This is a genomic window from Bradyrhizobium icense (genome assembly GCF_001693385.1).
Taxonomy (GTDB): Bacteria; Pseudomonadota; Alphaproteobacteria; order Rhizobiales; family Xanthobacteraceae; genus Bradyrhizobium; species Bradyrhizobium icense.
On the sequence record NZ_CP016428.1, the window covers coordinates 5,320,575 to 5,340,124 of the forward strand.

The following is a 19,550-nucleotide window of genomic DNA, read 5'->3' on the forward strand; positions in this document are numbered from 1 at the left end:
ATATACCGTCGAGAAGCAGTAATCCGGCGGTAAACATCGACTAATGTGATGGAATATCCATTTTTGGCAATGGCCCTTCCAGTGAAAGCTGGCAGGTCCCAGAACCTATCGGAATAGAAGATGGCTATCGAAGATGATGCAGTGCCCCTCAACGCGATCCGGGTGTTCGTGGCGATCGCGCGAGAAGGAAGCGTAACGCGTGCGGCTAGCGCTTTGGGAGCGACACAGAGCTCCATCAGCCGCTACCTGGCCGTGCTGCAAGAATATCTGGGTACAGACCTCATCGAACGACGCGGTAGGCGGAGCGAATTGACGGAATTCGGAAGGCTTTTTGCGAACACAGTCGCCGAACCGCTAGATACAGTGTGCTTCACCGCTAAGAGAATGCGCCGGCGGACTCGCCCGGACGCCAATCGGCTTGTGGTCCGCACGTCGCTCTCGACCTTCGCCTACTCGTTTCTCATTCCGAATCTCCAAGCATTCTCCGCTGAGATGGGCGGCGTAATCGTAGATGTGATCAGTTCGCTGTCCATGCCGACCTCCTCCGACGATTTCGACATCTTGATTACACGCGACCTTTCCGTCATCGAACCGGCCGACGATTGGGAAATCTACAACGAGCAACTCGTCTGTGTCGGCTCTCCAAATCACGCAGGTGGCAAGAGCCTCTCAGTTGTTCGCTCAATGCCGATTCTGAACATCACGTCCCGGCCTGACATACTGCCCACATGGCTGAGGGCGATGAACCTGACCTCTAAAGACATAAAGTCGGGGGCGCGATATGATCACAACTATCTTGCTCTGCCAGCGGTCATGACCGGAAAATGCCTTCTGGTGGCGCCCGAAATTATTGTCAGCGATCTGGTCCGCGGTGGCGTTCTGCACGTGATACCACGATCACGTACTCCCAGCGGCATGCAATATCGGGCGTATGCGGTCGATCGGAGTGACAATCCCGAAATCGCTCGTGCTTTTTGCCGTTGGCTAGTCCGCCTTTGTAAAAAGGCCGCCCTTCCGGAAGCCGCTTAGTAGCGCATTAGGCTATCGCCGCACTCTAAATGGCATTGCACCGCGTCGTTCTTGAGATGGAGTTCTTGAAAGTCGACGCCAAAAGAAGACCCCGCAAGCGTTCTCCACGCCTGACCATCCGTCCCCTTGTCTACTCCTGTTAATGACGCCCTCTCGTGAGAGAGCGTTTGTGTTGTGCTCAGCTTGGAATGCTCAAGCACTACGGCGGCTAGAAGCGAACAAGGACCATGCCGTGAACACGGTCAGCTGTTCCACCGACAACACTGTTCGCATCGGGAACCACCAGTGCGCGCGATCCATGTAAATACTCAATACCCAGGTCGACCAATGGCACAGGGCTGTAGATCAGGTTGACATTTGCGGCCCACAAGCTCCTGTTAATCGCACTCGAGGTTGTCGTGAATCGGGTCACGTAGCTGGGGTAGTTGAGGCTAGTGACTGAAACGAGGGCATTAGCCTGGAGATTTGGAAGGAACTTGTACTGCAGCCCAACAAGGCCAGCGGTCGCCGTTACCGTATCGATTTGAGCCCTCTGAGCAGTTACGCCGGGCAAACCGAAGTTGGTTACGGCACCAAATCCTTGACTGACCGTGATGAGATAACGACCGATACCAGGCCCATAGTTTGCCGTCGCAAAAAGTGCCAGCCGGTTGTCCAAAAGGTTCAGCCCACCGGTCATGCCAACGCCATAGCCCAAAGTCGACGCGCGATAGCGTTGGGCAGGAATAGCAGCCTCATTATTGATCTCGATATTCCGAATCATGCCTCGCAGGGCGAAAAACGCGCTCTCTCCACGCCAGAGGACTCTCGCGGCACCATCTGGAGTCCCACTCAAGCCAAAGCCCGCGCCACCATTAGAATCGGGATAGGTCGTTCCAGTTGTACTTGTGACGTCACTGTACGTGTTTTCCAACCCCACACTAAACGTCGTCGATCCATAGCTTTTGCTGTATTGAATGGCTGCTTGGCGCACGGCGCTCGTTCCGGGCGTCGTCCAATCAGAGACGCTACGTAGCGGGTTAAGTGTTGCGTCGCAGAATACCGAGTAGGTTTGCCCTGCAACTACGGAACCCCAACCATCAGTTTTGCCGAATTCTCCAAATGCTAGCCTAAGCCTTGTACTGAAGCTCGATGCAGTTGTCTGACTCGTAGGGTCGGACTGCCCCGCGAAATCAACCTCGAAGAAGGTACGAGCAGCTCCAAAGCTTTCGCTAATCGGCGTTCTTACATCAAGACCCACTCGAGACCATCGAGCTCCGATAGCGACGTCGCCCCGCGTTTGGGCGCCGAGCGCCCCCCTCGATAGCGGAATGGACGCGACTGCAATGTTGTCGGATCTGTTGCGCGGTCCGAGATCTCCGTAGGCATGAACCTTTGCATAGCCGGAAATCTTAAAGGATGTCCCGGTACCCGGGATTCGCATGCTCCCGGGGAAGCTTCCTTGCAGTGGATCCGCTCCATTCTGCGCTGCTTGCGCCTTCGCACGAGCAGCTTCAGCCTGCAGCCGTGCCTCCTGCGCGCGTGCCCTCGCCTCCTCTGCCTCCTTTTGCGCCAGTCTCGCCGCCTTAGCGGCTGCACGATCGGCATGCGCCCCACTCTGCTCGGCAGCCTCCAGTGAATGAACGCGAGCCTGCAGACGTCTCAGCTCTTGCCTTAGATCGTCCAATGACTCGGCATAAGCCACAGAAGGTGAATACGAGATTGCACAACCGACCAGGGCACTAGTCGCGATCCATCGCGACGCCATCATGCCACCGAATGGCCTTGGCCGCGCAAAATGAGACTCGTCTCGGGCAGATATTGGCCCAACCGTTTTGTTTAGCACTGAAACCCCCAGATAAGTACGCAAACATAGACCCCTATGTTTTTCACGTAGGACGAGAGAAGTCGTAGATGTCTGTGTTAGGCCGTAACGCGTCGTGCCCAGCTAACGAGGGAGAGACGCGTTGCTCTCAAGCTGATTCCGGGATCGGCCTAACACACGGCGCTCGTTACTGGCTGGCTGTCGTGGCAACCGATTGGTCTCGCGCGTGGAGAAACGCACGCGTTCAGGCCTGATGCCGACGTGCGGCAGTCCGCTCAACAACGAGGCGAGCGCGTGAAATTACGGTCCGCCTTCTGCACGGTCGGCTCGCACGGGGATCAATCAGTGTGCTCGCAATTCGATGAGGACGAATAACGCTGGCGGTCAATTCAATCTGCACGAAGCCGCAACGATGTAAGCCAACGCACTTAGTTCGAAATCCCATGCCCTCTCCTTAGTCCGGAACTTGTTTGTGCCGACGCAATATCGGTGGGAAGCAATAGGCCGGTGACAGACATCAACTAATGCGATGGACCGCTTTGATTTGGCGATAGATTTGTTCGAACGGCTCTGCAGGTCGTTGCAGTGCCACGAGTGGCCATTACCTGATCAAGATGCGCGAAATCTTAGCGCTCGAGACGATACTGGCTGGTCGCCAGTTCGCGAGCGTGAGAGGAATGTTGGTAGCGTCGGTGGGCTTTAGAACGATGTATCGTCTAGCAGAATCAGCGTCACCGAACCGCCCGGATCTAAAGCCAAAGGAATAGGTCTGCACGTATCGTACAGAACGCGTTCTTAATTTCCGTCGGTGTATTTCGAGACGTTGTCCAATGATTACCAACGACTTGATCTGCTTCCTCCGGCGGCATTGTCGCAATTTTAATCTGCGCTAAGGGGAAACAAAGCCAAGGATGGAAGCCCTGACATACCATGCCGGCGGATTGGCCTAGCCCAGCACGAGGTGTCGGCAGTAGCCGTGCTGAAAGTCAGGACACTAAGTTCGCTAGCGGTAGGACCACTGGAGGAAAAGTCAGGTCACGGAAAGGAAGGCAGTGGACGTGAGCACTACCATCATGGCGATCCGCCCACGAGCACGAGCGGCATCATCACGATCACGATAAACGTCCCCACCATCGGTCGCCTCCCGAGCCACCGCCGAAGCCTGCGGGGCCACCAGAAACTGCGAAGCCGCCGCCGGCCGTGAGTTCTTGATCAGTTTAGCTCACCCCTCCTCGGAGAAGAGATCTAGGAACTCGGCGACTTTCGCCAGGTTGCCTCGATCGCGAGGCTCTGCCGCTCGGTGGCGAAGACCTCTTCGATCGGGGCGTGTTGATGATTAGGACAACAAACCGCGCCGCAGCGCCTCGGCGACGCATTGGCCAATAGATGCTGCACCTAGTTTGCGGCGCGCGTTCTCAAGATGAAACACGACGGTGCGCGGCGCAATCTGGACCAGCACCGCGATATCCGCGACAGTTTTTCCCTGCGCGGTCCATGCAAGGCATTGGCGCTCGCGCTGGGTGAGTTCACTTGTCGCGAGTTTACCGGCAGAGGGTACGTCAAGTCTGGCGGCGACATGACAATGAAAGTGCAACCCCGACGAGTTGCACCAAATCCTTCCAATCGGCCACGAGCCTCTCCGGGTGAACGTCGCGGTCACCCGTCGCCAGCGTAAATGCAGCCATCCGCCCAAATCCACCCCTGATCGGCACGGTGATGCCTGATCTAATCCCGAACGTCGTCGCCTCATCGAAGAACCGGCGCTGCTCGCGGTTTCCGACCGGGGATGAGCCCTCGCCTCCCCAGCTGAACAGCGCATGCTCGGCGCGCGCGCGGCGTACCACAGGATCGAGCTGCTGATATCCAAGCTGGAAATACCGGCTGGTCCAGGATTTGGGATAGGACGAAATCAAAGTCGGCGTGTCGCCGGTCAGGCGCAGGTAGGCAAATCGCTGGAGGCCGAGCCTTTGTGTGAGCCGCGTTGCGACACGCTCGAATTCATCCGCCTTGGTTGCGGTTTGGATCGCATCAATGAACTCCTGAAAGATGCTTTCGACCGGGCTCATTCCGCCTCTACCGTTTAAATATAATCGACGTGCTTCTCGATGACCTCACCCTCGCCTTTGGCGAAGAAGCCGTCCGGGCACCGCAGGTCGCGCGAGCACCCGCCAGAACAGCCACGCCCGCTAGGCCGCGCTGCCGAGCTGGAGGAGCGCAGGAAGACCCTGCCCGTCCGCCAACGCACTTAGTTGGAAATGCCATGCCCCTATATTAGGCGAAACTCGTTTGTGCCGCCCCAGTATGTTCCGCCCGAGTATCGTTGGGAAGTAATAGGCCGGTGACAAACATCAATTAATCTGATGGACCGTTCTTATTTGGCGATGGATTTGTTCGCATGGCTCTGCGGGTCGTTTGAGTGCCACGTGGTGGCCCTTACCTGATCAAAGCGCGAAACGTTAGCGCCCCGATTCGATATTGGTCGAGCCCTGAAGTGAAAAGGAATAGGTCCGTTCGCAACTGAACTCGTCTTTACCTCCTCGCTATATTCGTAACGCTTCACTTTTGTCCGAAGCGTACCAACGATTTTGATCTGTTTCCTCCGGCCGGCATTATCCCCGTTTTTGATTTGCTCTAAGGGAAACCCAAGCCAAGGATGGAAACCCTGAAAGACGATGCCGTCGGATTTGCCCAGCCCAGCAAGAGCGCTCGGCAGTAGCTCTGCTGAGGGGCAGGAGGTGGTCCGGCGGTTCATGTGGGAGATCAGATCCATCAATGTGTATCTGGAGGAACTGCGCCAATTCCAGGCCAATGTGTTGGGCATCACCGGGCCACAGTGGATGATCTTGATGGCTTTGGCAGACTTGGACAAAGAAAACGGTGTTCCGGTCAACGTGGTGTCAAAATTGATGCACGTCGACGCTTCATTCGTCACGACCCAATCGAAACTGTTAGAAAAAAAGGCCTCCTGCGGCGCAAGCCCTCCGCGAGCGATGCCCAGGTCGTACAGCTGTCGCTGACGGACAAGACTTACAAGCATCTCGCGAGCCTTGCTGCACAACAGCAAGCACTCGATGAATTTGTTTTTGGTGAATTCCGTATTCGCGAACTGACCGAGTTCGCTAGCAGGCTCACTGCACTCAGGCACCGCCTAGAGAAAGCTCGCTTGAAAGTCGCTCTGGATTTCTGAGGACCAGAACGCAGAACGGCGCACTCTAGGTCGGGTTAGCTCCGAATCGAGATAAGATACAGCGCAGGTAAAAGTAAAGGATGCGCGCGTGCGGATTCCGATGATCTCGCCCGGGTGTACCGATTTGATCTCGCCCGGGATTCCGAGATGATCTCGCCCACCATTCCGATTTGATGTCGCCCGGGGCGCGAGGCGTTCTGGCTGTCAGTTTTCTGGCATCGGGCAAGCCGCGGGGTCAACCTTGAATCGCGGCTTGAGGGTCTTCTTCGTCTGCTGTTCTGTGGGCATGTGGGCAACGCGCTTGCGTTGTCCAAGCGCAGCGGCATGTCCACAGCGCCACTTGCTCAGGCCTTTCGGCTGGGTTTGCGGGTTCGCCGCATGCTCTCGCCGTTCAGATCGATCCGGTGGGCGTTATGGACCAGGCGATCGAGGACGGCGTCGGCGTAGGTGGGGTCGCCGATCAGCGCGTGCCATTGGTCGACGGGGAGCTGGCTGGTGACGATGGTGGAGCGGCGGCCGTAGCGATCCTCAAGGATCTCCAGGAGGTCGTGGCGGGCTGCTGCGTCGAGCGGCTCGAGGCCCCAGTCGTCGAGGATGAGGAGATCGACACGGCCCAGCGCACGCAGCAGACGGGGATGGCGGCCGTCGCCGCGCGCCAAAGCGAGATCGCTGAACAGCCGCGGGACGCGCTGATAAAGCACGGAGCGATTGTCGCGGCAGGCCTTGTTGCCGAGCGCCGAGGCGATCCAGCTCTTGCCAACACCGGAGGGCCCGCAGATCAGCAGGTTGGCGTGGTCATCGATCCATTGGCCTTCGACCAGCATCGTCAGGAGGCTGCGGTCGAGGCCGCGCGGGGTGCGGTAGTCGATGTCCTCGACGCAGGCCTGCTGGCGCAGCTTGGCATATTGCAGCCGCTTCGACAGCCGCTTGTCGCGTCGCAGTGACGCTTCGCGTTCGAGCAGGAGCGCGAGCCATTCGGCGTGGCCGAGGCTCGTGGCGTCGCCGCCGGCTTCGATGTCGGCGAAGGCCTTGGCCATGCCGTGAAGGCCGAGTGCGTGGAGCTGATCGAGGGTCGGATGGGTGAGCAAGATGGGATCTCCTAATTGTAGTAGCGCGGCCCGCGGATGTTGGAATGCAGGATCGGCGCGTCATCCGCGGAGCGCCTGGGGGAAGGACGCCGATCGAGATTGTTGGCGAGGATCGACTTGACCGAGCCGTAGGTGCGCGCGCCGATCTCGATCGCCCGCATGGCGGCGGCATCGAGCCGCTCTTGCCCGTAGGATCGAGCGAGCCGGATGATGCCGAGACAGGCGCGGAAGCCCTGTTCCGGATGCGCGCGCTCGTCGAGGATCAGATCGCACAGCGCCGCGGTGGCCGGCCCGATCGCGGCGGCCTCCTTGCGGATGCGCTCGATGGTCCAGCCGGCATGGCGCCGATGACTGGATGCCATATGCTCCGGCACGGTCGTGTGCTTGTGGTTGCCGCTCATGCGCTGATGCGCGGCGATCCGCTCGCCCTTGTGGAAAATCTCGACGGTGCGGGCGGTGAAGCGCACCTCGACCTCGGCGCGGACGAAGCGATGCGGGACGCTGTAGTAATGCGCCTCGACCTCGACGTGATAGTCGATGCTGACCCGGCAGATCCGCCACTCGGCGAACACATAAGGGCTCTCCGGCAAGGCCTGGAGTGCCGGCCGGTCGATCTCCTCCAATAGCTTGCGACGGGTCACGCCGAGCCGCCGGATCGGCCGCTCCTCGTTGAGCCGGGTCAGCAACTCGGCGATCGCCGCGTTGACCTCGGCGAGGCTGTAGAACGTGCGGTGGCGCAGCCGCCCGAGCAGCCAGCGCTCGACCATGAGGACCGCCTGTTCGACCTTCGCCTTGTCCCGTGGCCGTCGCGGCCTCGCCGGCAGGATGGCGGTGCCGTAATGCGCCGCCATGTCGGCGTAGCTGCGGTTGATCCGCGGATCGTAGAGGCAGGCCTTGATCACCGCCACTTTGGTGTTGTCCGGCACCAGCAGCGCCGGCACGCCGCCGATCGCCTCGAAGGCGCCGACGTGGCCGCTGATCCAGTCGGCGAGCCCCTGCGTCCAAGTCGCCTGTGCATAGGTGAAGCTCGACGCGCCGAGCACCGCGACGAAGATCTGCGCGGTGCGCCGCTCGCCGGTGAGCCGGTCGATCACCACCGGCACGCCGTCGCCCGCATAGTCGACGAACAGCTTGTCGCCGGCTGCATGCGACTGGCGCATCGTCACCGACAACCGGCCTTCCCAGGCGCGGTAAAGCTCGCAGAACCGCGAATAGCGATACCCGCCGGGCTCGCTTGCGATGTACTCCTCCCACAGGATCGACAGCGTCACGTGCTTGCGCTTGAGCTCGCGATGCACCGACGCCCAGTCCGGCTCGGCGAGACGTCGCTGGCCGCGCCGGGTGCCAGGACCGGCTCCCGCTGCCGCGAACAGCCGCGCTTCCAGCACCGTGTCGGTGACGTCATCGGGCAACGGCCAGGTCAGCCCCGATGCCTCGAACCGCCGGATCGTCAGCCGCACCGTCGAGGGCGCCGCCCCGACCCGCCGCGCGATCTCGCGGGTCGGCATCCCGGCCGACTTCAATCTGATCACATCGCGCACATGGCGCATCGCAAGCCTCTCCGTCGGCATCCTGGTCCCCCCTTGCAAAGCCGAAAGGCGGGACCGTAGCGGAGCCAGAAGAGGCCTCGTCACCCCGGGCGACATCATCCCGGAATGGTGGGCGAGATCATCTCGGAATGGCGGGCGACGTCAAATCGGAACGGTGGGCGAGATCATTCCGGAATCGTGGGCGACATCGAGCGGAATCAGCATGCGCGCGTCCTCCTAGGAGCCTCGCTGTAAGCCTTCTGCTGGCGGCTGCTGGTTTTACGGGCATTGCCGTGTGGGTTCTGAGAAAGCTTTGATGGGGCGCCTCGATGTGCCGGCTCCCCGCAGGCGAAGTCTTTTTCGGAGCCCAGACAATCGCGCCGATCGACTCTCTTGTGGCTCGCTTCTGCGTCGCTTCGAGATGAGAATAGGCCGAGTGTCGATAGAGAAGCCTTTAGTAACGCCGAACGCTGGCCAGTCTCTTAAATCTAGAGCCTCCGGACGGGACCGCTGACGAGCAGACCTTTCTCGAAGCGTCTCGTACTCTAAAGTTGGGGCGGAGGCGAGCGCTGCGCGCGAGCCTCTTGATCAGCTTGGATCGCTCGAGCAGAAAGTCGCGAACGATACGGCGCGCTAAGCAGCAACACAAAAAGCCTCCGTTGGCCTCATATCTGGCAGCGGATCGGCTGCTTCTTGAACCCGTCATTACCAGCGTGCCTTGGGTGGCGCAGACCGACCACAACCATCTTCGCCTGCGCTGTTTTAAGAAAACCTCGAATACTGGAAATCGATCAGACATGGCATCAGCCCCTGAAGCCATAACCTCTACCCGTCGTCTGCATTCTGCATCATAGCCCAACTAGGCGGGTGCCGGTCTATCTGTTGCGCATGCTGGTTCTACGCGCACTGCCGTGTGGGTTCTAAGAAAGCCTTGATGGACCGCCTCGATCTGCCGGCTCCCCTCAAGCGAAGTGTCTTTTCCGGCCCCACCAAAGCCAGGAACACGGGCCCGCCGTGGAGATGCTCATTTGGTCATTTCCGCAGGCATTCAGGTGTTAATTGCGGAAGTCCGTAGAGCGCAGCAGACGTCTCGCCGAGGATCCGCTCTCGGGCGTCCTCGTCTGTGACGAGCGCCTCAAGCCATTCCAGGGTCTCCGCATAGGATGGCGCATAGGCGTGGGCGGCCGTCACGTGCGGCCACTCCGACCCGCAGAGCAGCTGTTTCGGTCCGAGCTCCTCCAGCATCCTGCCCGCCGCTGCCTGGGCCCAGCCATCTGGGACACGTCCGATTCCCGACAGCTTCACCCACGCCTCCGCGCCTTTAGCTAGCGCCAGAAGCCGCTCCAGGCGCGGATCCCAGGCGGGATCGCGGGCGCAGTCCGCAAGTCCGAAGCCTCGGAACACCAGGCGATGGCCGTCGGCTAGGAGCAGCTCTGCCAAGCGCTCACGTCCTTCGATGCCGCCGGACACCTCCAAGTGCAAGCCTAGCTGAAGGGCAGCCTCGAGGGACTCGGTCAGTGGATCGGGATCGTCGAGGGTTAACGCCAAACCCGCGGCGCCTGATTGGCCCCACTCCTCCAGGACCTCAGGCGCCAGGGGCTGCACGAGCGGCGGAATGAGCCTCACCGGCATTCGGGCCTGGCTGGCCTGGGCGAAGAGCTCCGTCGCGTCGCCGCCCAAGAAGGCGGGCTGGACCAGGACCAGCCCCGTGATCGCGCAGTCGCGCGCGGCGCCTTCTAGCTGATCCACGGAGCCGTCGATGATGGGCGCGGCCCGCCGGGCCTCTCGGGGAAAGGCATGGACCTCGCAGTCGATCCTCATGAGGCGCCCTCGCCGCAGAGCGCACGGACCAGAGCGCCCGCCAGGCCCCAGCTCATGCTCAAACGCAGGTCCTCGACAGCGGTGCGGCGGGCGTAGAGACGCTCTATTATCAGCTCAAGCAAGCGGCGAGCGGTGTCCCCCTGCGCGTCCGGGACGTGGCGCTTGACCTCCATGATCTCGCCTATAGGGCCAAATCCCGAGATCGGATGCCCGCGCGCCGCTGCAAGTACCGGGCCGCTATAGGTGCTCATTTGGTTATTTCCTCCGCCATGTAAGTCCTAGCTGCGAAAAAAATGCCAGATGCAGATAAGTGAAGAGAATCTAGTTCTCTCGCCGTTTGCGCGCGGAAGACGGGAGATCCTTTTACGATCATCTCGCTCGACAAATACCCCGCGAGCGGACTCCAGAATTGTTGCACCAGCTGAGCGATAATTGTCGTCCGTTGGGCCAATGCAGGCGGCTTCGATTGCCACGCTGTCGCCGACCGCCCCATATTCGCGGACGGCTCCAGGCGTAAGGCCACACGATGACCTCGATTTCTTTGGGGAACACCGACGTTCATTAGCAATCTCACTTGGACGGCCTGATTCTAATCGGGATAGCAGTTCGTCTTCCTGAAAACCTGCAAAGCAGGCCGACAAATGGCGCAGAAATTTAGCATTTTTTGCGTTTACGGGGCGCTGCCCTGCTTTTGACAGTCAGCTGGTCGCAGGCGGCAAGTAGTGCATCCGCATATTGGTCGCCGGCCTGCCGCACCCATCGGTCGTTGACCACAGCAAGCCACGCAATAAGCGCCACGAAATCAATTGCGGTCGCGGCCCAAACTTCGGGTTTTTGCGCTGAGGACGCAGCCCAGACTGCGGACATTGTGAACTGGGTCGTCTGCACATAGATCGCGAGTATGGAAGCGGCCGCTGCAAGTGCGCAGACGACAATACCGATCGGCCGCATACCAAAGAGATTACGCCGGAATCCGTATTGGGCGTTTTCCTTATCAACAAGTGAAAAGCGTTTGCGGGTTTTTTCCTTTAGCCAGATCACCGCTGAGTCATAGGCACCATCAGCCTTCGCTGGGTTTGCCTTTTCCTCGTCAGGCATAGGTGGCAGCCAATGAGGGACGTTCTGCCTCAGAAAGTCATGGTATCGCGCCAATGTTAACGGATTCAAAGGACCGGCATGGCGAAGCTTCAGGGTCGTCGGCCATCCACCCCACTGCTTGAGTAAGCTCCCTTCGATGTTCTTGCCGCGGGTGCGCGCCCAGGACCCAAGTGCGTAAAGTAACCCGCAAGACACCGCAATCGTGAGGAGGGTTGTTCCAACATTGGAAAGAAGGAGCTGCGGGAACCAAGCTAATACAGTCAACAATGGCGGAAAGACCGTCAGCAGGCCGGGAAATAACCTGGCCTGCCGCGCATAACTGTCGAAAAGATCTGTGAGCGCCACCAATCTCAATCTTCCTGTTCGTCTGGATATGGCAGGCACTCGGCGGGGCTGTAGTCATCCCGGTCTGGCGCGTTCATCGAGGTTCGCTTGTTCGACCCTTCGGTTGAGATGACGTGCGCTCCACGATGATGCATAGCTCGGACAACGGATTTGCGGGGATGATCCTCGTCGGCTTTGGCCGAGCTAATGATGGCGCTGAAGGTTGTCTTGCCGTCCTGCACCTCTTTCCTTCTACCTACGATCTTGTTGAGCAGTTCGGTCGTAACATTGTGGCGACCGCCATGGTGCGGAACTTGAAACCGATCGATGCCGGGCAACACCAATCCTGCAAAAGGCGCGTAATCGATGACTTCCTGAAGACCGCTGCGTCCGGTATCGCCGGTCAGCAAAATTTTGCGTTCATTTAGGTAGGCATATTGGACAACGCTCATCTCGTTTTCGTTGCTTGTTTCACCTGCCGGAAAATATTCGTCACCCCAAGCCGCCTTAGCAAGCACAGCGGCCTCTTTCATTACACGTACAACAGCGTCGCGCGCGGTTTCGAGCAGGCCTTTTTCCTCCGGCGTCTTCTCTGAGGAAACAACCAGGTCTAGAAAGCGCGAGCGTGTCGGGGCCATTACCCGAAAAGCGCCAATGGTAGCTCCCTGAAAGGGCTCGTAGATTTGAACCTTCCTGCGAATAGCAATTTCTTCGAGTGCCGCTAGATTAGAGTACGCTTCCTTTAGGGCTTTCTCCAATCCATCGGCTGTTGTGAAGCGCTTGAACCGGGGGAGAAGTTCTTTTGAATAGATCCAAGGTCGCAACATCCAAAGCGCGCCGACCTCGAAATCTTCCAAAACCTGTTGCAAACCTCCGGCGTGATCGCCGTCGTTGTGTGTTGCGACAACATGGTCGATTCGCTTCGGATAGCCATAGTACTTGTTTATGAAGTTGACGACCTTCTCTCCGGTTGATTGATAGCCGCCATCAACGACATGAATGAACTTCTGACCGTTCAACTCATAGCGGACGCAAATTGCGTCGCCGCTGCTTTTCGTTTCAACATCCAAAAAATCGATTTCGAAAAAATCGGCCAATGTTCTCGCTCCCGCGTCTGGCTTGAGTGAGTGTCGCCAATGCCGGCGCCGGCACTGGTCTCGATTGCCACGCCGTTGCCGGCCGCCACTCGCGGACGGCTTCAGGCGGTTAAGGCACACGATATTCGTGGGTCTTGATTTCTTGGGAACACCAAGCTTCGTTAGCAATCTCCTTACTCGCACGAGCTCTTCTGATCGGGATAGCAGTTTGTTTTCCTGCAAGCTCGCAAAGCAGGCGCCAAATGGCGCAGAATTTCAGCGTTTTTGCCGCCATTACGCAGGATTCGAAACAGATGGACGCCGCTTCCGCATCCTAGCAGTGGTCGATGATTGCACGCGCGAGTGCTGGCGCCGGTGGCCGACACCTTGCTTTCCGAAGTGGCGCGAGAACTGGAGCGGCTGGTGATTGAGCGCGGCAAGCCGAAGATGGCGGTCAGCGACAACGGCAGCGAACTCACCAGCAACGCCATCCTGACCCGGCCTGGGGACATCAAGGGCATCAGCAGGAAGCGGGATGGCCCTCGTTCAATTTACCAAGCCACGGAGAGGTCAGTCTTACGAAAGAGTTGAAAGACGTGAAGCGCTCAGAAAAAGCCATCACCGAGCACACCAAACACAAGTTGACTGCAGCGCTGCTGCGGTCTCAGCTGGCGCTTGGAGCGCGAAGCGCGTCATGTCAAGGTGATGTTGCTGATTGGCCGGCCGGCTCCTGCTCATAGAACGATCACCGAAAGGACGACGGCACGACGATCCAGAAGGTTTGCAAGTTGCAAGGCTGCGAACAATGGCGACCGCGTCTTCACGCATATCAAGATGGCGACGAACCCTCCTGGCATCGTTCGTGATCAGGACGTACGACGATCGAGGAGCCGGATAGCGCGAGAATCATCATATCCGTATCCACGGAGCGGACCTGGGGCCCCGGAGTGCGATCCAATCAGGATCCGACCACAAGCGCTCCACCTCAAAGCTGAACAAAGGGATCAGATAGTCCCGGAGGATGATCGCGACGTGAGGTTCGTTGGCCTCATCCTCGGTCAAGTCCTTACTCTCCTCGCTGTCCGCATAATGAGCGGTCGGCTGGATCAGATGTCTCGTTTCGAAGGCGAACCTCACATCATCGAAAAGGAATAGGGCGCCGGGCTTCGAGAGCCGTACTGCTGCGATGGCGGCCGCCAGATCTACATAGATTGAATGGTTACCATCGAGATAGATGATATCGAATGTCTCCCGATTCCTGGCCAACTTGATCAGATTGAACAGGCATGTTCCTACGTGATTTCCCAGGAACCTGATGTGTCGATCGGTGATGCCGGCCGCGGCCAAGTCGACCCGGCGTGCGGCGCAATATGTTCGAAGTCCAAGCCCACATAGTGGATGCCGAGGTCGTCGATTGTCCCGAACCGCTCCGTCGCCCTGCGACATATTGAAGTCAGCCGGATCCTTTCGATCACGCCTCACAGTTCGAGCCGATGCGTCCACGTCACGCCGACGCGCACGCGACACCCGCCCAGTTCGGCCTCTATTACTCCTGCCCTTGCGCGCTGTCGCTAGGCGTTACGGAGCCGACCGCATCAATGCAGCGCCGCCCCTAGAAAATCCAGAATGCGTCAAATGGCGATGATTACTACGGCAGCGATCGAGGCGATGGCAATTGCGCTGATACGGTCCCTCAGCGCAAAAACAATAGGGTCATCGTCCATCAGACGCCGGTGCGCCATCATGAGCGCCCTGCCTATCCAATAGAGAAGAATTGGACAGATGAGCCATAGTGCCCTCGGATGTCGATAGAGTTTCTGCACATCGGGCGATGTAACGTAGAGTGCAAAGATCGTGATGGCGTTCAAGCCAGCCGCAGCAGCTAGAGCGGCAACGACACCAAGGTCGCCGATCCTGTAGTCACGGTCTGAACGATCCGGGAGGCCGCAGTCGAGCCGCGTCGCCAGTTCGACGTAGCGTTTGATTAGCGCAAGTGATGTGAAGATGAACATAGAGAAGATGAAAAGCCACTGCGAAATTTGAATTTCACTTGCCACACCACCTGCAACAATGCGTGTCGTGTAGAGCATTGCCAGCACAACGACGTCCACAAGCATCTTGCGCTTCAAATAGAAAGAATAGGCACTCGTTAGCACAAAGTAGCCAACCAATACGCCGATAAACTCAAGGGAGATTTTGGTTGCTAGCATCAGAGAAAATAGGAGAAGCGCCGGAACCATAAGCAAGCCGGTCCGAAGTTGGATAAGGCCACTCGCAAAGGGTCGAGCACGCTTGCTAGCGTGCGCGCGATCAGATTTAAGATCTAGTAGATCGTTGAGGACGTAGACGGCTGACGCACAAGCGCAAAATGCTAGAAACGCGATCACATCTGTGATGATGTTAGCCAACGTAAATTGATGCGAGGTCGCCAATGGCACAAAGACAAGGAGATTCTTGACATACTGATGGACCCGAAGGGCCTTGGACCACGGCCGCCTGCCCGCATTTCCGTGATCTAATGCGATGTAGTTATCCTTGAGCGCGACGAGCCGACGCTTTACCGAGTTGGAAAGGTCGACGCCGTAAGCTTTATCGGCAATCTCCCACACCGGAAAATCTGAGGGACCGTTGCCAATGTAATCAAATCCGTTCTTACCGAAAGCAGCTGCAAGTATCTCGGCCTTCAAAGACCCCGACAAATTGGTTTTTTCGTCAGAAGCAAACCAACCATCGAAGATGCCCAAGTGATCTGCGATGGCCCTCGCGTGTTTCGCGTTGGCTGCGGTAGCCAGGTAAACTTTCCTGCCCCGCGCTTTGGCCGACTGGATTAGATCCATAACGCAGGTGTTGTACGGGAGAGTCGCATAATCCAGTTCGGAGGTTTGGGCAAGATGATGCTTTACGGCCGCTTTGCCATTGGTGAGAGCCCGGACCGCTGCAAAATTCGCGTGGAAGCCAATAGGCAAGACGTTAAAAAAAGACTCATATAGCATATCCGTTAGCAGCAAAGATCCGTCAAGATCTACTACCAACGGTTTATCGCGGAGAAACTCTGTATCAGCGGCTTTAGCTACCATCGCTGGCGCGCCAGATGCCGTCGAGAACTTTCGGCAAAACGTCATCCAGTTGCATCGCATGACCCATAAAGGCGATGTAGCCGTCACGGTGGACCACGAACGAGGTGGGACTCTCGCAAGGAAAGCTGGGGTCCACCCAAAGTTTGTTCATTTCCTGCGTGTAGTCGAACGCGATCCGATAGTTCAGATTAGGAAGATTTTTCGTCAACCACGTGGTCAGCTTGGTTCGGGCATCGTCCGCCGTTCGAGCGCGTTCATGAGCTGCGACTCCGACAACCTGAAGTCCGCCGTCTTTGTATTTCTCTTGCCGTAGTACCAGATGGGACATCGCCGCCATACATGGCATCCACCAAGCTGCCCAAAATTCGACGGCGTACACGCTCCCGGGCTCGAAGCTCGTGAGGGGCGGGCTGCGCAGCCAGCTGTACGCGTTGATCGGAGGAGAAAGTGACTCCGTACGCACCATTTTGCTCTCCAAAGCTATTGCCGAACTCTGAACGACTTCGTGCGCGAACTCGTTTCTTTCTTAGGGTGCTCCGCTTTCAAGGGGAGGAGAGCATCACTCGTTTTGCGCGTCTGTGCGCACTCACCCCTCGCTCAATGTTGCTGCATCTCATAGCAACGTCCATGCCAGGGTCGTCGCGTGCGTTAAGCTTCTGATTCGCCTTGAAAGAGTTTGTACGCCGCAGACAGCGGCCCGTGCTTTTAACCGGACAGCCATTGTCCTGTTGTCAGAAACCGGACAAGGATCAGCCGGCGATTTCCGCTGCTACTCTCTGTGAGAGATTGGCTACGCGCCTAATGAGCGATAGGTCACTCACCAGTTTCTTCAGCTTGCTGTTTCTCCTCCTCGAGCTGCTTCAATCACGGCATCTCCGTCGGCAGCAATCCGCCGTAATTCGTCCTTGAGTTGAAAACGTGGCCTGACTGGTTCCGGCCTTTCCAGCAGATGTCGGCAACCGGATTCCGTCATGGCTCTACTCGAAATAGAGGCCCTTTTGCGTCCGAGAATTTGAGACCTTAAAGGTCTCCCGGTCCTCCCAGCCGAGAGAATCCGACAGCGGAACTCTAGCCCAAAATGGTAAGATTGGCGGTCTCAGATCACCGAGTGGGCTGCCTCCCATGAATGCCCTCGACTCGGCTTAGAGTTTTCCGCGTGATTTCCTAACTGGGAACGGGAGCGGGGCGTTCGTCCTCAAGCAGGGTGAGGACGGCACGCCGGTGGCCGAGATTTGTCGCAAGGCGGGCATCAGCCAAGCCGTATTTCAATAGGAAGAAGAAATACGCCGGGCTGATGCCTTCGGAGATGAAGCGGCTGAAACAGCTTGAGGAGGAGAACACGCGCCTGAAGAAGATCGAGGCCGATCTGCCGCTGGACCGCGAGATGCTGCAGGACGTCATCAAACGAAGCTTTAAGGCCGGCCCCGAAGCGGGGGCTGGTCGACGGGATCTGTCGCGATTGGTGGTTTCGATCCGTCCCGCTTGTGGAGCACTTAGGTTCGATTGTTCCACCTACCACGACAAGCTCCGTCGCCCCGAGCAGGCGGCATCGAGAAGCGGATCCGCGAGATCTGCGACACGCAGGAGCGCTACGGATACCAGAGTGATGGTTTCCTGCACACGCCGATCAGGATCCTTCTCAAGGCGAGCGCCGATCTTCACAAAGCCGACGGGCACTGCGACGATGAGTTCGCCGCACTTGGCCTTCTCATGCCGGGCCGAGAGCGAACGCTAGCGTAAAAGATCGAGCTCGTACTCGTTGAGACTGCGCTTCAATCCCAGCAGCTATCGGTCCGTCCCGTCGCGGTGCATAGACCGTCTCCTAGTCGATCAGCGACGCGGCGCGCATCTCGATGAGCTGCTGCCAGCCGCGGCTGTTGCGGCAAAGTGCGACACTTGCCGCGCCGCACCTGAACCCATCGGCGTCAAGCGTCATCACCTTGGCTTTGCGATTCTGCCGATAGTCCTTCCAGGAAAAGCTCAGGCGACGCGATGCGTATAGGGCCGAGATAAGCCAGCACCTTGTTCGGGCCGCCGAATGGCGGCTTGCCGAAGACGACCCAGTCGGTCCGTCGCAGCCGGTCGAGGCGATGGGTGAACGCGGCGGGATCGGCGAGATGGGCGAGATCGCCAAAAAAGCCTAACTGGCCAGCCGTGAAGGCAGCTTGCAGCTCTTGCAGAAACAGGCGGCGGAACAGCCGAGAGAGGACGCGCACCGGCAGGAAGAAGCCGGGCCGGCAAGCGACCCAGCGTGTGCCGTCGGGCGAAGGTTCCACCACCAGGCACGACACAGTGGACATGCGGATGATGTTGCAGGGTCGCGGAGAAGATCAACTGATTTCGCGGCAGGCCGCAAAAGCAGCGAAGGTCTTCGGAGGCGAGCAGTCCGGGTCGCGAACAGCCAGAGATAGACCGTGTAGATGCGGTCGTAGCGTATCCGGAACACAACGAACTTGCCGCCGACGGCCAGCACCATGGCGAGCATCGGAGCGGCAAACTCCCTGGGGATTTCCGCCGCTCGCGCAGGATGAAGCAGGCCCCAAGCAGAAGCAGCAGGGACACCGGCAGCCAGTTGTATTCGATCCGCGAGATGGCGAGAACGCGTGCGAATCCGATGACATAGGCAAACACGCTGAAATCCGTCCGGAAGTTCGTGAGGTTGGGCACCATCTCGATGGTTGAGAACCAGGAATGTGGCCACCAGCCGATATGGCCGGCAGCATCGGCCAGCGGCACGGAAAGTCCGGCCGCCAGCACGACGGCCGTCAGCGCGGCCAGCCAGCGCCATCTGAACAGCAGCTCGCGAGCAGGAGCGCCAACAGGAAGATGATCGTGTCCGGCCGCGTCAGGAAAACCGCGATCAGCACCGGCAGGCTCGCCCAACCCACTGGCTGCGGAACAGCATGATTCCCGCCCCACCGTCACCGCCGCGGCCAGCATGTCCGGCGTGCCGAGCCGCGGTAATGACGGAGCCGCTGAGGACCAGCAGAGGCATCAGGAAGAGCGCGCCTTGCAGGAGAAGCCGCGCCACATCCAGAGCGCCAGACAACCGCCCAACAGCAGCACGGAAACGGCGTTGACGGCCTGGATTGCCCGACCGGTCTGAGGACAGCTATCGCCCTGAGCAGGGCGAGGTAGCCCGGTTTCATCCGGTACATCGGCAGCTGGGAGACGAAATCTTCAGCATTCGCGAACTGTGCGCGGCGATAGCCGCCCGCCGTCAGATAGGTGAATTGCTTGTCGGTCATGTTTTGCCTGACGATCTCCAGGTCGCCGCATGTAATGAATCGCGCGTCTCATACTAGTCTTCGATCGTCAGCGCGATATGGCCGTCATGTCCCATTCGCGCTCCGGGACGAGCATCGCGATCGCGGCGACGGCTATGATGAACAGCACGAAAATGGCCGCGGAAAGCCTGTCGAGGGCAGCGGTCGTTACCCTCAAGGGAATGCGCCGCATCGCTTCCCTGGAAGCGGCACGGCCCGGCGATCGCCGCCCGTTCCAGCGCTGGTTTCCG

The 19,550-nt window shown here is 58.8% G+C and carries 14 protein-coding genes and 5 pseudogenes; 4 read left to right on the forward strand and 15 right to left on the reverse strand.

Annotation, left to right across the window (positions count from 1 at the left end):
* Window positions 1–120: 120 nt before the first annotated feature.
* Entirely contained in the window at window positions 121–1,029 is a 909-nt protein-coding gene (locus LMTR13_RS25110; RefSeq protein ID WP_065730146.1) for a LysR family transcriptional regulator, read from the forward strand.
* Between the two features lie 208 nt (window positions 1,030–1,237).
* On the opposite strand, the gene LMTR13_RS25115 is transcribed toward LMTR13_RS25110, so the two are convergent.
* The 4 genes from LMTR13_RS25115 to LMTR13_RS41865 all read right to left on the reverse strand — a co-directional run bounded on the left by LMTR13_RS25115 (window position 1,238) and on the right by LMTR13_RS41865 (window position 5,603).
* Complete coding sequence (locus LMTR13_RS25115) at window positions 1,238–2,779, reverse strand: DcaP family trimeric outer membrane transporter (protein ID WP_065730147.1); 1,542 nt, start codon at window positions 2,777–2,779, stop codon at window positions 1,238–1,240.
* A 1,390-nt stretch (window positions 2,780–4,169) separates the two neighbouring features.
* Complete coding sequence (locus tag LMTR13_RS43785) at window positions 4,170–4,493, reverse strand: response regulator transcription factor (protein ID WP_418219719.1); 324 nt, start codon at window positions 4,491–4,493, stop codon at window positions 4,170–4,172.
* Window positions 4,393–4,899, reverse strand: coding sequence for an autoinducer binding domain-containing protein (locus LMTR13_RS25120; RefSeq protein ID WP_083219200.1), 507 nt, complete (start codon window positions 4,897–4,899; stop codon window positions 4,393–4,395). The genes LMTR13_RS43785 and LMTR13_RS25120 overlap by 101 nt, the downstream gene beginning before the upstream one ends.
* A gap of 305 nt (window positions 4,900–5,204) precedes the next feature.
* On the reverse strand, window positions 5,205–5,603 hold the full coding sequence (locus tag LMTR13_RS41865; RefSeq protein WP_197521195.1) for a hypothetical protein: 399 nt from the start codon (window positions 5,601–5,603) through the stop codon (window positions 5,205–5,207).
* On the opposite strand from LMTR13_RS41865, the pseudogene LMTR13_RS39680 reads away from it, so the two are divergent.
* A pseudogene (locus LMTR13_RS39680) lies at window positions 5,506–6,020 on the forward strand (MarR family transcriptional regulator). The gene LMTR13_RS41865 and the pseudogene LMTR13_RS39680 sit on opposite strands and share 98 nt — an antisense overlap.
* A 344-nt stretch (window positions 6,021–6,364) precedes the next feature.
* On the opposite strand, the gene istB reads toward LMTR13_RS39680, so the two are convergent.
* The 6 genes from istB to LMTR13_RS25150 all read right to left on the reverse strand — a co-directional run bounded on the left by istB (window position 6,365) and on the right by LMTR13_RS25150 (window position 12,977).
* Complete coding sequence (gene istB, locus LMTR13_RS25130) at window positions 6,365–7,108, reverse strand: IS21-like element helper ATPase IstB (protein ID WP_065727367.1); 744 nt, start codon at window positions 7,106–7,108, stop codon at window positions 6,365–6,367.
* Window positions 7,109–7,119: 11 nt separating this feature from the next.
* Window positions 7,120–8,658, reverse strand: coding sequence for an IS21 family transposase (gene istA / locus LMTR13_RS25135; RefSeq protein WP_083219417.1), 1,539 nt, complete (start codon window positions 8,656–8,658; stop codon window positions 7,120–7,122).
* A 1,011-nt stretch (window positions 8,659–9,669) separates the two neighbouring features.
* Window positions 9,670–10,458, reverse strand: a complete 789-nt coding sequence (locus tag LMTR13_RS25140; RefSeq protein ID WP_065730149.1) for an amidohydrolase family protein — start codon at window positions 10,456–10,458, stop codon at window positions 9,670–9,672.
* Complete coding sequence (locus LMTR13_RS41110; protein WP_156795775.1) at window positions 10,455–10,709, reverse strand: hypothetical protein; 255 nt, start codon at window positions 10,707–10,709, stop codon at window positions 10,455–10,457. The genes LMTR13_RS25140 and LMTR13_RS41110 overlap by 4 nt, the downstream gene beginning before the upstream one ends.
* 403 nt (window positions 10,710–11,112) lie before the next feature.
* The gene (locus LMTR13_RS25145; protein WP_065730150.1) at window positions 11,113–11,904 is read right to left on the reverse strand and encodes a hypothetical protein; all 792 of its coding nucleotides are present in this window, start codon (window positions 11,902–11,904) and stop codon (window positions 11,113–11,115) included.
* A 2-nt stretch (window positions 11,905–11,906) separates the two neighbouring features.
* Entirely contained in the window at window positions 11,907–12,977 is a 1,071-nt protein-coding gene (locus LMTR13_RS25150) for a ComEC/Rec2 family competence protein (protein WP_065730151.1), read from the reverse strand.
* Between the two features lie 289 nt (window positions 12,978–13,266).
* On the opposite strand from LMTR13_RS25150, the pseudogene LMTR13_RS41115 reads away from it, so the two are divergent.
* Window positions 13,267–13,451, forward strand: a pseudogene (locus LMTR13_RS41115) (IS3 family transposase); the annotation flags it as partial.
* 1,136 nt (window positions 13,452–14,587) lie between these two features.
* Here the strand turns inward: LMTR13_RS41115 and LMTR13_RS25165 are convergent.
* From LMTR13_RS25165 to LMTR13_RS41120, 3 genes and pseudogenes are all read right to left on the reverse strand, one after another.
* On the reverse strand, window positions 14,588–16,033 hold the full coding sequence (locus LMTR13_RS25165) for a UbiA family prenyltransferase (protein ID WP_065730154.1): 1,446 nt from the start codon (window positions 16,031–16,033) through the stop codon (window positions 14,588–14,590).
* Window positions 16,023–16,499 (reverse strand): TlpA disulfide reductase family protein, encoded by a 477-nt coding sequence (locus tag LMTR13_RS25170; RefSeq protein WP_083219201.1) that lies wholly within the window; start codon window positions 16,497–16,499, stop codon window positions 16,023–16,025. Before LMTR13_RS25170 ends, LMTR13_RS25165 begins: the two co-directional genes overlap by 11 nt.
* 325 nt (window positions 16,500–16,824) lie before the next feature.
* Window positions 16,825–16,996, reverse strand: a pseudogene (locus tag LMTR13_RS41120) (IS3 family transposase); the annotation flags it as partial.
* A 222-nt stretch (window positions 16,997–17,218) separates the two neighbouring features.
* Between LMTR13_RS41120 and LMTR13_RS39685 the strand changes: the two are divergent.
* Window positions 17,219–17,635 (forward strand): annotated as a pseudogene (locus LMTR13_RS39685) (transposase); the annotation flags it as partial.
* 310 nt (window positions 17,636–17,945) lie between these two features.
* Here the strand turns inward: LMTR13_RS39685 and LMTR13_RS25185 are convergent.
* Together LMTR13_RS25185 and LMTR13_RS43180 are read right to left on the reverse strand one after the other, a co-directional pair.
* Window positions 17,946–18,361 (reverse strand): annotated as a pseudogene (locus tag LMTR13_RS25185) (transposase); the annotation flags it as partial.
* Window positions 18,362–19,348: 987 nt separating this feature from the next.
* Window positions 19,349–19,477 (reverse strand): hypothetical protein, encoded by a 129-nt coding sequence (locus LMTR13_RS43180; protein WP_257784717.1) that lies wholly within the window; start codon window positions 19,475–19,477, stop codon window positions 19,349–19,351.
* Between the last annotated feature and the right edge of the window lie 73 nt (window positions 19,478–19,550).

Excerpts from the sequence above, each read along its gene's own strand:
- LMTR13_RS25110 (WP_065730146.1), top strand. The coding sequence starts at position 121 with ATGGCTATCGAAGATGATGCAGTGCCCCTCAACGCGATCCGGGTGTTC.
- LMTR13_RS25115 (WP_065730147.1), bottom strand. The coding sequence starts at position 2,779 with ATGATGGCGTCGCGATGGATCGCGACTAGTGCCCTGGTCGGTTGTGCA.
- LMTR13_RS25120 (WP_083219200.1), bottom strand. The coding sequence starts at position 4,899 with ATGAGCCCGGTCGAAAGCATCTTTCAGGAGTTCATTGATGCGATCCAA.
- LMTR13_RS41865 (WP_197521195.1), bottom strand. The coding sequence starts at position 5,603 with ATGGATCTGATCTCCCACATGAACCGCCGGACCACCTCCTGCCCCTCA.
- istA (WP_083219417.1), bottom strand. The coding sequence starts at position 8,658 with ATGCGCCATGTGCGCGATGTGATCAGATTGAAGTCGGCCGGGATGCCG.
- LMTR13_RS25140 (WP_065730149.1), bottom strand. The coding sequence starts at position 10,458 with ATGAGGATCGACTGCGAGGTCCATGCCTTTCCCCGAGAGGCCCGGCGG.
- LMTR13_RS41110 (WP_156795775.1), bottom strand. The coding sequence starts at position 10,709 with ATGAGCACCTATAGCGGCCCGGTACTTGCAGCGGCGCGCGGGCATCCG.
- LMTR13_RS25165 (WP_065730154.1), bottom strand. The coding sequence starts at position 16,033 with ATGGTAGCTAAAGCCGCTGATACAGAGTTTCTCCGCGATAAACCGTTG.
- LMTR13_RS25170 (WP_083219201.1), bottom strand. The coding sequence starts at position 16,499 with ATGGTGCGTACGGAGTCACTTTCTCCTCCGATCAACGCGTACAGCTGG.